Source organism: Bacillus sp. EB106-04-04-XG123 (assembly GCF_058791855.1).
On sequence record NZ_JBYTDZ010000004.1, the window covers coordinates 175,407 to 189,331 of the forward strand.

Here is a 13,925-nt window from a genome sequence, read left to right on the forward strand (position 1 = left end):
TTGGGTTCAGTCACCTTAGCCATTTTGATTTTCATCATGACCCTCGTCCTTGTCATTTGGCAGCCAGGACGTGTCACCATAGGATGGTCAGCATGTGGGGGTGCCATTCTTGCGCTTGCCTTTGGCGTCGTTCATCTAGGCGATGTATGGGAAGTTACGCAAATTGTATGGAACGCCACCTTTGCTTTTATTGGTATTATTATCATTTCGTTAATTTTAGATGAGATCGGTTTTTTTGAGTGGGCTGCACTGCATATGGCAAAAGCTGCAAGAGGCAACGGTGTCCGCATGTTTATTTATTTAACATTGCTCGGCGCTGTTGTGGCTGCTTTTTTTGCAAACGATGGAGCGGCACTGATTTTGACCCCAATCGTCTTATCTGTCGTGAGAGCGTTGAAGCTGGATGAGCGCATGGTGCTACCTTTTGTGATGGCAAGCGGCTTTATTGCAGATACAACCTCCTTGCCATTTGTCATTAGTAACCTGGTCAATATCGTATCAGCCGACTATTTTCATATTGGTTTTCTAGAATATACAGCGAATATGTTCGTGCCAAACCTTGTGTCGCTTGGAGCGAGCATGCTGGTTCTGTATGTGTTTTACCGAAAACTTATCCCAAAAACCTACGATCTGTCACAGGCGAAAGAGCCGGCATCAGCTATTCGAGATATCCGTATGTTCCGTTTGTCTTGGTATGTGCTCGGCTGTCTGCTTGTTGGTTATTTTGCGGGCGAGCTGATCGGTGTTCCAGTGTCTATTATTGTAGGCGGGATTGCCCTTGCTTTCTTGTGGCTGGCGAGAAGAAGTCCGCAAGTGGCGACAAAGCGAGTGATCAAAGAAGCGCCGTGGTCCATTGTGTTTTTCTCGATCGGTATGTATGTCGTCGTATATGGATTGAAAAATGTTGGCCTTACTGAAATATTGGCGGCATGGATCGAGCAAGGGGCATCACATGGCTTGCTTGCAGGAACGATGTTTATGGGTGTACTTGCCGCAGTGCTGTCCTCTGTGATGAACAATCTGCCGACTGTTTTAATTGATGCGATTGCCATTGGACATACAGATACAGCAGGTGTCATGAGAGACGGGCTGATTTATGCCAATGTTATCGGCTCCAACCTTGGACCGAAAATGACCCCAATCGGCTCATTGGCGACATTGCTGTGGCTTCATGTCTTAAAGAAAAAAGGCGTTCATATCTCTTGGGGGGCTTACATGAAAGCCGGAATCATCCTGACCATCCCAACCTTGATCCTCACTTTACTCGGATTATATGTGTGGTTATGGCTTATTCATTAATTATCGTGTAGAACAAACCCTCGCATTCGCCCGCAGGTCTGCGCTCCGGTGCTTAGGGCTGCAAAGGTTTTCTATCATGCTGAAAAGAGCAGATCCATGAGATCCGCTCTTTTTTTGCTACAGATATTTCGCATAGCGTTTTTCTAAAAAGTCCTGAAGCAATGAGACGACACTGCAAATGCCCCAGTAAATGAGTGCGACCAAAATATACATGGTCATATAATCAAATTCTCGTCCGCCTACAATTTTTGCTTGCTGGAAGAGCTCTGGTACAGTAATCATCGCTGCCAGTGAGGAAGCTTTGATTAAATCAAGCATGACATTGGTCAATGGCGGCAAGGCGATGCGGACGGATTGAGGCAAAATGACACCGCGCATCGTTTGCCAATAGCTGAGACCTAATGATTTAGCGGCTTCCACCTGTCCACTTGGAACAGAGGAGAGGGCCGCCCGATTAATTTCTGCAATATAGGCAGCACTATTGAAGCTGAACCCAATAATGGCGGCAGTGACTGCTGTAAACTCAATGCCGATATAAGGGAACCCAAAATAAAGAATAAACAAAATCACCAGAATGGGCACGCCTCGCATGAATGAGATATACAGCCGTGCAGGCAGCTTAAGAACCCATGAATTCGCCATCCTGGCAAGAGCGATAAAAAAACCAAGAATGGTACCAAAAAACATGCTCACAAAGGAAATGAGCAGCGTCAGCCAGATGCCTTTCATGACAAACGGAAATGACGCCTTTGCCAGTGCAGGATTAAATATATATTCTAAATGAATATCTCCCACGATTGCGGCTCCTTATTTGGAAATGTCGACATCTTCGACATCAGCATCAATTTTCTTTGAGACGTCTGCATGATTAAAGAATTTCTCAGAAATCTTTTTCATTGTTCCGTCTTTTTTCATGTCGCTTAATACACGATTCAATTCTTTTTGAAGCTCTTTGTTGTCCTTCTTCATGACAAATCCTTGTTCATTCGGCATGTATTTCAAGTCAGGGTGAATCGTAATATTTAATTTAGGAAATGCAGCAAGAGCCAGTGTCTGCAAGTAATAATCATTTAAAATGACATCTGTTCGGCCGTTTGCAACATCCTTTAAGTATTGCTCGTTTGTCGCATTATCATAAATGACTTCCTTTGCACCGTACTTACGAGCGACATCCATGTAAATCGTCGTGGCAGCACCTGCTGCTTTCTTTCCTTTTAAATCTTTTAAAGTTTTAATGCCAGATAAATCATCTTTCCGTACGATAGCCGTTCCGTAGGAATACTTATAAGGGGTTGAAAAGGCAAACTTGTCTTTTCTGTCATCTGTGATGTCGATATCATTTGCAGCGGCATCCACTTGACCAGAATTAATGGCGCTCAGCATCCCGTCATAACCCATTTCTTTAAATTCTACTTTCACATCAAGACGTTTAAACGCTTCTTTGACAACTTCTACTTCATAGCCAGTTAATCGATCCTTGCCATTAGAAGTATCATGATAAGAAGTTGGATAAAGGGTGCCTGAAGTTGCAACCACGATTTTTCCTTTCTTTTTAATCTCATCCCACTTTGTGTCTCCAGATTGAGATGAGCCTGATTGACTGCAAGCAGACATGATAAGGATGCAAGCAGATACAACAAGCATGATCCATATAGATTTTTTATGATAAAAACGACTCATTTAAGAATCCTCCTCTATTTTTTATACAAAACAAAACATAGCACGCTTTTTCTGATAGGACAACGTTTTCAGAAGAAAAGTGAAAAAGTAAGAATATTATAAGCAATTAGCGTGTTAAAATAATGTATAAAAAAGGAAAATGAGCGCAAAATAAAGGCGAATAAAGGAGGGAACAACAATGATGAAAAAAATAAGTGGTTTGATCATCTTGTCGATGATGCTGTTATTTGGTTTTCAGATAGAAACGGCTCATGGAGAAACACCTCAAATGGAAAAGCGCCCGGTGACACACCAAGTGAAATTAACAGCAGAACAACAAAAACAAATTGAAATCCTTGAGCAGCAAATTCTTTCTAAACGAAAAGCAGTCATTGAGAAATATGTACAGTATGGCGTGTTAACAAAGGAACAAGGCACACACATCACGAAACGAATGGATGAGCATTACAATCATTTGAAAAAGAACGGATTTGTTCCATTGCTGAAAAAACCACAGCACCATCGCCCATAATAATGATAAAACCGGCAGCGAGGTGCCGGTTTTTTATTGTGATCAGAAGGTGAGACTTTCCCCATCTTGAGGGACAAAAATGGCTTGATCTGCATGATGCTCTTGAATGTAAGCTTCCAAAGCAGCTCTTGTTAACAAGCAATGATTCACAGCTTCAAGATGACAGGCGACAATTTGAGCTTTTGGCTGAGAACGGTGAATGTCTAAAATTTCTTCCTTAGTCATGGTAATCGGATCGCCTTCTAAAAATTGAGCAGCTCCGCTATTGACCACAATGACGTCTGGCTTGCATGTATTCACAACCTCTTTCGGTTCATCACACCAAATGGTATCACCTGCAATATAAAGGGTAGGTTCATCAGGGTGAGAGAAAACAAAACCGCTCACCTGCCCCATTCGCTTCGCCGTTTCTCCCGTCCCATGCTGTCCACCTGTACGTTTAATATGAACGCCGCAAATGTCCATTTCATCTTCAATGCATGTGACATGCTGAAATCCAGCTTCTTCAACTTCTTTTCGATCCTTCTCCGATTGAGTATAAATTGGCCCATCTTGAGCTAATTTCCTTTTGGCCTCGTCGTCAAAGTGGTCCACATGTAAATGAGAGAGTAAGACAGCATCTGGGTGTAACAGACTGTCTAAATCTATATTTACAGGAAGCTCCACAATAGGGTTGTTCAAATGTTGATTGGCTGTATGAGGGAACGGTGGATATGTTCCTTTTGCTGCCAAAAAGGGATCGATTAAAAAAGTTGAATGACCATAGTGAAGGTATAAAGTAGCATTGCGAATGAGTGTAATTTTCATAAAAAGGCCTCCTTTTTTTCTGATTAAGTTTACAGTATATTAAAAGAGTTCTATGTGACAGAGGATCATGAAAGTCTTTTATCGGAAGGGCTTGATTTTTGAAAGAGGTGAGCCAATGCTAGACCAAACAGATATGAATATTTTAAAAGAACTATCAAAGAATAGCCGATTAACGATGAAAGCTCTAGGTGAAAAAGTTCATTTAACCGGCCAAGCTGTTGCAAATCGGGTGTTAAAGCTAGAAGAAGAAGGCGTGATCGAAGCATATACCATTTCAATTGATTGGCAGACGCAAAAGACGATTCAAACATTTTTGCAGCTCTATACCCGGAGTCATCATCATGAACCACTTCTGTCGTTTCTTTATGAAAAGGAAGAAATCAAGAATTTGTTCAAAATAAGTGGTGAGGGCTGTTATATGGCTGAAGGACATTTCTCGAGTCATGATGAGCTTGATCAGTTTTTAACGGAGCTGACAAATTACGCAAATTACAAACTGTCTATTGCGGTTAAACGTCTCATTCATCAATAATCGAAGAGACGCAGGAGGAAAAGGAACGATGCAAAAATTAATCGAAAATCAAGCTGAACCGATGACAAAGGAAACAATCAAAGCAGACTTGGAACAACTTGGTGTGAAAAAGGGCATGATTTTATGTGTTCACTCATCTTTATCATCCATCGGCTGGGTAAACGGAGGCGCTGTAGCCGTCATACAAGCATTGATGGAAACCTTAACAGAAGAGGGGACACTCATTATGCCGGCACAAACGTTAGAGCTTTCTGATCCTGCCGATTGGATTGATCCGCCTGTTCCTTATTCATGGTGGAAATCGATCAAAGAAACAATGCCTGCATTTGATCCAGCTTACACGACGCCAACAGCAATGGGAAAGGTAGCGGAAACATTTTGGAAATACCCAGGCGTGGCGAGAAGCAACCATCCCCATTTTTCATTCACAGCCTGGGGGAAAAGAAAACATGAAATTCTGAAACACCATGCACTTTCCTTTGGATTAGGAGAGCATTCGCCTCTTGGTCGCATGTATGATCTTCATGCTCAAGTGCTGCTGCTTGGTACAACATTTGAAAGCATGACAGCTTTTCATCTAGCTGAATACCGAATCCCCCAGCAGGACCTCATGACAAGAGGAGCCCCTATTTTAGAAAATGGGTGGAGAGTATGGAAAGAGTACCAAGATATCATCACAAGAGAAGAACTATTTGAACAGATTGGCCGTGATTTTCTGCAATCAGGAGGCCTCCATCAGCACAATCAAATCGGACTTGCCAGTTCATATTTATTGCCAGTGAGAGAATCGGTAGACTATGCGGAAAAGTGGCTTGATTTATACGATCAGTCGTAATCTACACTGTTTGGAAATTTACATAATAAACATCTTGATCAGGCTGCTGTGAGGTATAGCAGGTAAGCTGATAGTCTCCTTTTGGAATGGGGAAAGACAGTACATGAGCCATGACGCTTGTGATATAAACTTGATCCCTTGTATGCGTAAAGGGCACTGTTATAGCTCTATCAATAGAGACTTGGGGCTCATCGCTATTTAATGTCACAATAATAGACGCCTTTCCATTATTGATTCCTTCAAAGGAAACTCCTTGATCTCCAGTTGCGAATCCTTGAAGAATGTCCTCATCTGTCCAATCAATGATAGGTGGTGTTTCGCTTCCGGTGTATACCGTGATTTGGTGGTAGGAGATAGATAGAGAATAGGTTTGATTTAAGAGATTCATATAAAAAACTCCTTTATTCATGGATTTTCGTTGAAACGTAAATGGTTGAAAGAGTCATTCTTGAGGAGAAAGTTAGGCAGCAAGACGATTGCAGCCGTCTTGCGCTATTTGTTGTGGGATCTAGATGTGAAATTGCGAGACCATTGCTTTTAAATCTCCTGCTAAATGGGCAAGTGCTTCTGATGAAGCTGTTACTTCTTCCATTGCAGCAAATTGTTCTTCTGTTAAACCTGCTACTTGCTGTGAATGTTCACTCGTTCGTTTAACGCCTTCTGTAATAGACGCAAAAGACTGTTTCGCATCGTTAGTATAAGCTGCGATTTTTTGTGATGCACTCGATAAATGCTTAATGCCATCTGCCATTTCTCTCATGGACTGCTGGATATCATGAAAAGATTCTTCTGTATGAGAGATAAGGACAGCCCCTTGAGCTGCTTCTTCTCTTACTTGTTTGATGGCATTCGTCGAATGAGTCATCTCTTTTTGTATTTCAGAAATGAGATGGGAAATCATGTTTGATGATGCTTGAGATTCTTCAGCGAGCTTTCTCACTTCGTCTGCGACAACAGCAAACCCTTTTCCATGCTCACCTGCCCGTGCTGCTTCAATTGCTGCATTAAGAGCTAGCAGGTTTGTCTGGCTGGCGATATCTGTAATGACTTTGGAAATATGATCAATTTCAGCTGAACGTGTTTCCAATGCTTGAATTGCTGTACCGTTTTCTTCAATTGATTTTGCAATAGATGTCATTTGTGAATGAACTTCACCGATATTGTGTACACCTTTTTGGGCAATTTCTTGTGCGAAGTGACTTCTTGAAGCCATTTGTCCGGCATTTTCAGTGATGTTTGCCAGCTCGTTTGATACTTGAATCATCTTGTGCTCACTAGCTGTCATTTGAGCGGACTGTTCTTCTGAAGATTGTGCCACTTCTTGGATCGTGTGGGTGATTTTTTCTGATGCTGCACTCGTTTCTTCTGCGCTAGCTGACAGCTGTTCAGAGGATGTGGCCACTAATTCAGACGTGTTCATGACATTTAGAATGGTTTGATTTAGTTTTTCACGCATCTTATTGAAATGTCCAGCCAGATCAGACAATTCATCTCCGGCAGTATCCGTCACATTGATGGTTAAATGACCTTCGCCTGCACTCTTAATGGCAGAAGCCAAATGCTTGAGACGTACCTGAATCCGCTTAGTGAAAATAGAAATAATGATGACTGAAACGATCAGACTTAACAAAAGGACGATGACAAATTGTATATAGAATGACTGAAGCATTTGTGAAATCATGCTTTGATTAGCGCCAGTATAAAAAATACCAATTGTTTCGCCTGCTTCATTTTTGATTGGCATATAAGCCGTTTGATAGTCTTTCCCAGCAACATTTGCTGTCCCGTAATAATTTTCTCCTTTGTCTAAAACAGTGGTCTTCACTTCAGGAGAGACTTCAGTACCTACAGCTCGTTTCCCGTTTAACATGACATTCGTAGCAACACGGGTATTTCCTTGAAAAATCGTGATGGTATCACCGGTATATTCGGCTAATTGGTCAACCAATGTGTCATGATCATTGATTTGCGTATTTCCTTTGAATAGCTTGTCTTCTTTAATCTGCCACGAGCCTGACACTTTTTCATTTAGGTAGGCGTAGCCTAGTTTTAAGTCACCTTTTGCTTTTTCAGTTGCCATTTGCTTAATATTTTCTGTCATTTCGCGATTCACAACATAACCAACAACCGCAGAAAAGATGATGAGGACACTTAAAAAGATCAGCAAAATTTTGGCGCCTAGCCTCAGTTTTCCCTTTTTCTTCATGATTTTTGACTCCTTTAGGTATAAGGTAGGATATCCCTCCTTAAGGATTATCGGCATGAAAAAAGTGTTTAAAATACCTGCAAGCAGTCATGTGAAAGTTTTTTTAATATAGAAAAGGGAAAGGCGGCTAATCGATGATAAATTGAATTCTTGTGCCGTCAGGATCATCCGATAATTGATGACTAACCCACGAGCCTGCGCCTCTATTATCAGAAGGGCGTACATATTTGACAGAAGCTCCACTGCCTCCTTCTTTGCACATCGCCATTGGCCATTCGTCCCGATCATACCCGCGCTTTGTTGGAATGCCATGTAGTGATCGATCTCTCTGCTCATCACTATGTTTACGGTCAATTGTACAAATGGACGAATGACCTTCATCAATGGCTTCTTCTATGTGCTTGGCTGTTTCTGGATAGCGGTCTGATGGAAAATGAATGGTTTTGTCATAAGATGAATTCGCTGTCTCTTGTTTCCCTTGCTCTAGCTGGATATAGCCTGTTGCTACACCAATGACAATCAATAAAAGCAAGAGAATCATTTTAAGAAGTTTCATAGATGCTGGCTCTCTTTCTTGTTTGCGTATTTTGTAAACAGAAGTATAGCAGAATTACTTACCAATTTCTCCTGGTTTTGAAAAAACGTCTTTTAAAATTCAAAAAACAGTTTTTACCTGATTTCTTGCTTTTCATTTTTGTAGAAATTCATAAAAATTTTAATTTTGTGGGTCAGAAAACGAATATGCTCATCCAAAATGGCTTTATCACTGCTTTTTTGGCTAATTTCAAGAATTTAACACACAGAAATTTCAAAAAAATAAAATTGACTAGACCGATCTGCTTTAATAATATGGAGTCAAATATCAAAAAATGTCGTAATTTATCAAAATATGATTCTAATTACATTGTAGGAGGGAAGTACAAATGGCGGATGTCTCATACCGGCTCGGAATAGACATAGGCGGAACATTTACTGATTTATCGCTGATAAATGAAGCAACAGGGGAGCTGACTGAACTCAAAACGCCTACAGTGACTGATGACCCAGCCCAAGGAATTATCAATGGGTTAAATCTTCTAAAAAAAAGAGGTGTTGATTTATCCAACATCCAATACCTCGTTCACGGAATGACAATCGGTCTGAATACATTATTACAGCGAAAAGGAGCAGATTTAGCCCTTTTTGTGACAGAAGGATTTCAAGATATATTGTCACTTCAACGTTTACGACTACCCGTTCCTTATGACTTCAATTCTCGTTTGCCAGAACCATTGATACCACGGAAGCATGTATATCCAATCTCTGAAAGGTTGATACACGATGGTACGATCAAAAAACCTCTCCATCTGCAGCAATTAGATGATGCGGTCCAGCATGTTATATCTAAAAAGCTAGCAGGTATCGTCATTTCATTTTTACATAGTTATCAAAACCCAGTTCATGAATTACAGGCAAAAGCCTATATCAATCATCATTATCCACAGTTAGAAGTCCTTACCTCATCTGAATTATGGCCTCAAATGAGGGAATACGAGCGTACAGTGATGTCTGTTGTTAATTTGTACATTCAGCCAAAGGTGAAACAGTATTTGCAAACATTGAAAAGCCGTTTGAAGGAAGAAGGTGTACCAATTTCTCCATACATTACACAATCAAATGGTGGTTTAATGGATGCAGAAAGTGCGGCAACCTCGCCTGTTAAGACTCTCTTTTCTGGTCCGGCAGCTGGTGTCATCGGTGCGGCGAGAATTGCAGCATCAGCGAGTGAACCCAATCTGATCACTTTTGATGTTGGGGGGACGAGTGCAGATATCTCAATCATTCAAAATGGACAGCCTACAATGGCTCAATCCAATCAGCTTTCAGGCTTCCCAATCATTCTTCCATCTGTTGCGATGTATTCAATAGGAGCAGGAGGAGGTTCGGTAGCATGGATTGATCAGGGCGGACTTCTCAAAGCGGGGCCGGAATCAGTTGGCTCAAACCCGGGACCAGCTTCGTATGGAAAGGGAGAAAAAGCAGCTTTAACTGATGCGTTTCTCATATGCGGTTATCTCAATCAAGAACGTTTTGCCGGAGGACATTTACATTTACAACTGTCTGCGGCGAAAAAGGCCTTTCAGCCAATTGCTGATCAGCTCAACAAAACGCTTGAAGAGGCGGCTGACCAGCTCATTCAAGTAGCCGTAGCCAATATGTACACAGAATTAAGCAATGTGATGGAGCAGCAAGGATTTGACCCTAGAGATTTTAGTTTGCTGGCGTTTGGCGGAGCAGGACCGGTTGTGGCGAATTTCCTTGCAAGAGAAATTCATGCGAAAAATGTAGTTGTTCCTCCAAGTCCTGGTACATTATGTGCGTTAGGTGCTTTAACAGCTGATTTTATCCATGATGCGGTGCTGTCGAAGAAAATATGTTTACAAGACTATTCGATCAACCAACTAAAACAAGATTATGAGAAGCTGTCACGAAAAGCGACTGATTGGGTCAGCCAGCAGAACATTCAGCATATCAATCAGACATCCATTCTCTTATTAGCAGACGCACGATATCAAGGGCAGGCATTTGAGATTGAATTGCCATTATCGATTGATTGGTTAAAGCAAGAACAAGACATCCACCAACTTATTGAAGCCTTTCACAAATTGCATCAGCGTCAATATGGTCATAGGGATGATCAGGCAAAAATCGAGTTTACTCATTTACGCGTTCGAGTCATAGGTGAGACGCCTCCGCTGCCTTTTTCACCTGTTCAAGAAAGCATGGGACAGTCTTTGAAACCAAATGAATATAGACGAATTTTTATAGAAGAAAAAGAATACGAAGCATCGGTTTATAATCGGGATACGCTGTCAGTAGGTTCTATTGTAAATGGGCCTGCCGTGATTGAGCAGGATGATACGACAACATTAATTTTGCCAAACTGGACAGGCAGTATTGATCCATCAGGTAACTTAGTGATTTCAAAGGAGGCGGCTTTACATGAGAACTGACCCAGCAAAGCTTGAGATGATGCGCAGTTATTTTAATGCGATTGCATCAGGTATGGGGCATGTCATTGAACGGACGTCGTTTACGACCTTCGTCAAAGAATCTGCTGACTTTGCGACAGCACTAGCCACACCTTCTGGAGATTTCTTTGTTTATCCGAAGACAGTGGGTGTGACGATCTTTTTAGGGCTGAGTCTAAAAAAAGCAATTGAAGAAAGCGGACAGATGCAGCCAGGAGACATTATCATCACTAATGATCCTTATACGACAGATGGTTTGGCGACTCACCTGCCAGATGTCCATATCATTAAGCCGATTTTTGTAGATGGTGAAATCGTAAGCTATGCTTGGTCTTTTGTTCATGTCAGTGATGTGGGTGGCCTTGTGCCTTCGAGTATTTCACCGACAGCAACGGATGTTCATCAAGAAGGATTAAGAATTCCGCCAGTAAAAATTTATGAAGGTGGGAAAGAGAATCAGGTCGTACGTACTTTTTTGAGAGCTAACAGCCGCGCTAGTCATCTAAACGATGGTGATATCAATGCGATGATTGCTGCAGTGAATACAGCAGATATTCGGTTAAAAGAAATGATTGAGAAATTTGGAAAAAACGAAGTGAAACAAGGAATGATAGACTTGCTGAAGCAAGCCGAGGATCGTGCTGGAAAGGTCATTGAAGCTATACCGGATGGAACGAGTGAATTTGCTGATTATTTAGATGATGATATGATTTCAGACGTCCCTATTCGGTTGAAAATCAAGCTAACGATCAAAGGCAAACGGCTGACGCTCGATTTTTCTGAGTGTGACCCGCAAGTAAAAACAGCCTTTAACCTTGTTACCAATGGTCAGAAGCATTCCTTTCTTTATCAAGGGTTGATTAATTACATCATTAGTAAGGATCCTTTTATACCGATTAATGGTGGAATAACGTATCCAATCGATGTGATCTCTCCTAAAGGAACGCTGGTGCATCCAGAATATCCAGCCTCTGTCGGGATTCGTCATTCGATTACGATGAGGCTGTACAATGTCGTGCTAGGTGCGATTGGTAAGCTGCTGCCTGAAGCAGTACCGGCAGCAGGTGCAGGTCAATCTGCCATTGTGGTTCTCTCTGTACCTGATGATCAAACGGGTGGCAGGAAAATGTCCGTTGTCGAACCATTAGGCGGAGGCGGCGGTGCTCAAAATGGTACTGATGGAGTTGACGGTATTGATCATTCGTCAGGCTTTTTGAAGAATACCCCAATTGAGAGTTTGGAACAGCATATTGATATTCATGTTCACCGATATGAGCTTCTGCCGAATACAGGTGGAGCTGGTGAAAATCGAGGCGGACATGCGATTGGTTTGGAATTTGAAATGATGAAGCCTGAATCGATGGTGACAGCACGAGGAATGGAACGGATGAAGTTTCAGCCTTGGGGTTTAATGGGCGGCCGAGCAGGAGCGGTTGGTGAGGTCAAGCTGATCACAGCTAATGGTGAGAAACAAGACCAGCCCAAAATAGATGTTCTGCGACTTGAAAAAGGCGATATCGTTCAATTGATTTCACCAAGTGGAGGCGGCTGGGGGAATCCATTTGCCAGAAAGAAAGAAAAAGTCCTTCAGGAAGTGGAAGCTGGTCTATTAAGTGAAGAAAGAGCGCTGCAGCAATATGGTGTTCAAGTGTATTTAGAGCAAAATGAATGGAAGATTGATGAGGAGCAGACGAGCAAGGTGCGTGAAAAGGCTGGTGATCCTGCAGCTAATGACGTGTGGGATTTCGGAGAACAAAGAGCAGCTTATGAGAAAGTATGGACGGACGAAGCCAGCAGTGAGCTAGCCGTTCAGCTGCGTTCCTATCCGGCTAATGAACGTACGCACTATAAACATGCAGTTCATCAATATTTCAGTCATAGAAATGAGCCGTTAACAAAGGAAGATATTACTCAAGCACTTCGTCAAATGAATGGACAAAAAGGGGGAAATGAATCATGAAAAGAAGATTAATCGCTATTGTTGCAGGCATCCTATCCATCGTTGTACTGCTGACCGCTTGTGGTGGAAATGGAAAGGATCAAGGCAAACAGCAGCAGACTGTGATTGTTGGCGTATATGGAGGCGATTGGGAAAAGAATATCAAACCAATCCTTGAAAAGTTTGAAAAAGATACGGGAATTAAAGTGCAGACCGTCTCTGGAGCGGATTCTGAATGGTTTACAAAATTAAAAGCGTCAAATGGGAAAAATCCACCATATGACTTACTAATCTTACAGCCTGACACGATTCAAAGAGGTATTGCAGCAAACGTTCTTGCGCCTATCGATGAAGATCAAGCGCCGAACGTCAAAAAGCTTTACCGTTCTGTCCAAAAGAAGCTTACTGTGAATGGAAAACAATATGCAGCAGGCTTTAGTATGGGGCAGCTTGGAATTGCTTATAGAAAAGATCTCGTCAAGCAGGAACCAAACAGCTGGACAGACCTATGGAGCAGTCAGTTGAAAGGGAAGGTAGCCATTTCATCTCCGACTTATTCAGCTGGTTTGCAATTTTTCTCTGCACTTGTTCATGCACAAGGGGGGACAGAATCAAATCCTAAGGATATTGATAAAGCATTTAAAAGTCTCGCGCAATTAAAAGGTCATGTCGCTGCTTTTCCGGATAACCCAGGATCGATTCAAACCTTGTTAGAACGTGGGGATGTCGCAGCTGTTCCCTATTGGGATGGGCGAGTATTTGCACTTGAAGAAGAAGGAATGGATATTGGTTTCTCATATCCGAAAGAAGGCGCTGTTGCAGCTGTAGCGAGCTGGGCTTTAACGAAAGGAAGTCAGCACGAAGAAGCGGCATACAAACTATTAAACTACTTGAGTGGAAAAGAAGCTCAGGAGGCTTTCTCGGAAAAATCTTATTATGGCATGTCGAATTCTGATGTGAAGTACAATGACAAGATTAAGGGGAAAGTGAAAGTTGGAGAAAATTATTACAGCAAGCTGACTTGGGTAGATTATGAAACAGCAACCTCTGAGCTGGGCAATTGGACAAATCGATGGAACGAAGTATTAGGCGGAGGAAAATAGGT

Annotated in this window: 13 protein-coding genes; 7 read left to right on the forward strand and 6 right to left on the reverse strand. The window is 41.9% G+C overall.

Annotation, left to right across the window (positions count from 1 at the left end):
- Positions 1-1,299 (forward strand): arsenic transporter, encoded by a 1,299-nt coding sequence (locus AC3WTB_RS13900; RefSeq protein WP_039176390.1) that lies wholly within the window; start codon positions 1-3, stop codon positions 1,297-1,299.
- Between the two features lie 117 nt (positions 1,300-1,416).
- Here AC3WTB_RS13900 and AC3WTB_RS13905 read toward each other — a convergent pair whose 3' ends face one another.
- Together AC3WTB_RS13905 and AC3WTB_RS13910 are read right to left on the reverse strand one after the other, a co-directional pair.
- The gene (locus AC3WTB_RS13905; protein WP_064498644.1) at positions 1,417-2,094 is read right to left on the reverse strand and encodes an amino acid ABC transporter permease; all 678 of its coding nucleotides are present in this window, start codon (positions 2,092-2,094) and stop codon (positions 1,417-1,419) included.
- Positions 2,095-2,106: 12 nt separating this feature from the next.
- The gene (locus AC3WTB_RS13910) at positions 2,107-2,979 is read right to left on the reverse strand and encodes a transporter substrate-binding domain-containing protein (protein ID WP_039176396.1); all 873 of its coding nucleotides are present in this window, start codon (positions 2,977-2,979) and stop codon (positions 2,107-2,109) included.
- Between the two features lie 181 nt (positions 2,980-3,160).
- Here AC3WTB_RS13910 and AC3WTB_RS13915 point away from each other — a divergent pair, with 181 nt between their 5' ends.
- A complete protein-coding gene (locus tag AC3WTB_RS13915; protein WP_039182972.1) occupies positions 3,161-3,490 on the forward strand; it encodes a YckD family protein in 330 nt (109 codons plus the stop codon).
- Positions 3,491-3,532: 42 nt separating this feature from the next.
- Here the strand turns inward: AC3WTB_RS13915 and AC3WTB_RS13920 are convergent, their stop codons facing one another.
- On the reverse strand, positions 3,533-4,297 hold the full coding sequence (locus AC3WTB_RS13920; protein WP_058837296.1) for an MBL fold metallo-hydrolase: 765 nt from the start codon (positions 4,295-4,297) through the stop codon (positions 3,533-3,535).
- Between the two features lie 115 nt (positions 4,298-4,412).
- On the opposite strand from AC3WTB_RS13920, the gene AC3WTB_RS13925 reads away from it, so the two are divergent.
- Together AC3WTB_RS13925 and AC3WTB_RS13930 are read left to right on the forward strand one after the other, a co-directional pair.
- Complete coding sequence (locus tag AC3WTB_RS13925) at positions 4,413-4,829, forward strand: Lrp/AsnC family transcriptional regulator (protein WP_039176401.1); 417 nt, start codon at positions 4,413-4,415, stop codon at positions 4,827-4,829.
- Positions 4,830-4,857: 28 nt separating this feature from the next.
- On the forward strand, positions 4,858-5,664 hold the full coding sequence (locus tag AC3WTB_RS13930; RefSeq protein WP_064498645.1) for an AAC(3) family N-acetyltransferase: 807 nt from the start codon (positions 4,858-4,860) through the stop codon (positions 5,662-5,664).
- Between the two features lies 1 nt (position 5,665).
- Here AC3WTB_RS13930 and AC3WTB_RS13935 read toward each other — a convergent pair whose 3' ends face one another.
- The 3 genes from AC3WTB_RS13935 to AC3WTB_RS13945 all read right to left on the reverse strand — a co-directional run bounded on the left by AC3WTB_RS13935 (position 5,666) and on the right by AC3WTB_RS13945 (position 8,426).
- On the reverse strand, positions 5,666-6,052 hold the full coding sequence (locus tag AC3WTB_RS13935; protein WP_064498646.1) for a competence protein ComJ: 387 nt from the start codon (positions 6,050-6,052) through the stop codon (positions 5,666-5,668).
- A 120-nt stretch (positions 6,053-6,172) separates the two neighbouring features.
- Positions 6,173-7,870: a methyl-accepting chemotaxis protein gene (locus tag AC3WTB_RS13940; RefSeq protein WP_126682175.1), complete on the reverse strand. Its 1,698-nt coding sequence runs from the start codon at positions 7,868-7,870 to the stop codon at positions 6,173-6,175.
- A 127-nt stretch (positions 7,871-7,997) separates the two neighbouring features.
- On the reverse strand, positions 7,998-8,426 hold the full coding sequence (locus tag AC3WTB_RS13945) for a NucA/NucB deoxyribonuclease domain-containing protein (RefSeq protein ID WP_039176411.1): 429 nt from the start codon (positions 8,424-8,426) through the stop codon (positions 7,998-8,000).
- Positions 8,427-8,793: 367 nt separating this feature from the next.
- On the opposite strand from AC3WTB_RS13945, the gene AC3WTB_RS13950 reads away from it, so the two are divergent.
- The 3 genes from AC3WTB_RS13950 to AC3WTB_RS13960 are packed head-to-tail and all read left to right on the forward strand — an operon-like array spanning position 8,794 to position 13,923.
- The gene (locus tag AC3WTB_RS13950; protein WP_058837300.1) at positions 8,794-10,863 is read left to right on the forward strand and encodes a hydantoinase/oxoprolinase family protein; all 2,070 of its coding nucleotides are present in this window, start codon (positions 8,794-8,796) and stop codon (positions 10,861-10,863) included.
- Positions 10,853-12,841 carry a hydantoinase B/oxoprolinase family protein gene (locus AC3WTB_RS13955; RefSeq protein WP_059374409.1) on the forward strand — a complete coding sequence of 663 codons (1,989 nt, stop codon included), beginning with the start codon at positions 10,853-10,855 and terminating at the stop codon, positions 12,839-12,841. The genes AC3WTB_RS13950 and AC3WTB_RS13955 overlap by 11 nt, the downstream gene beginning before the upstream one ends.
- Positions 12,838-13,923 carry an ABC transporter substrate-binding protein gene (locus tag AC3WTB_RS13960; protein ID WP_058837302.1) on the forward strand — a complete coding sequence of 362 codons (1,086 nt, stop codon included), beginning with the start codon at positions 12,838-12,840 and terminating at the stop codon, positions 13,921-13,923. Before AC3WTB_RS13955 ends, AC3WTB_RS13960 begins: the two co-directional genes overlap by 4 nt.
- The last annotated feature ends 2 nt before the right edge of the window (positions 13,924-13,925 follow it).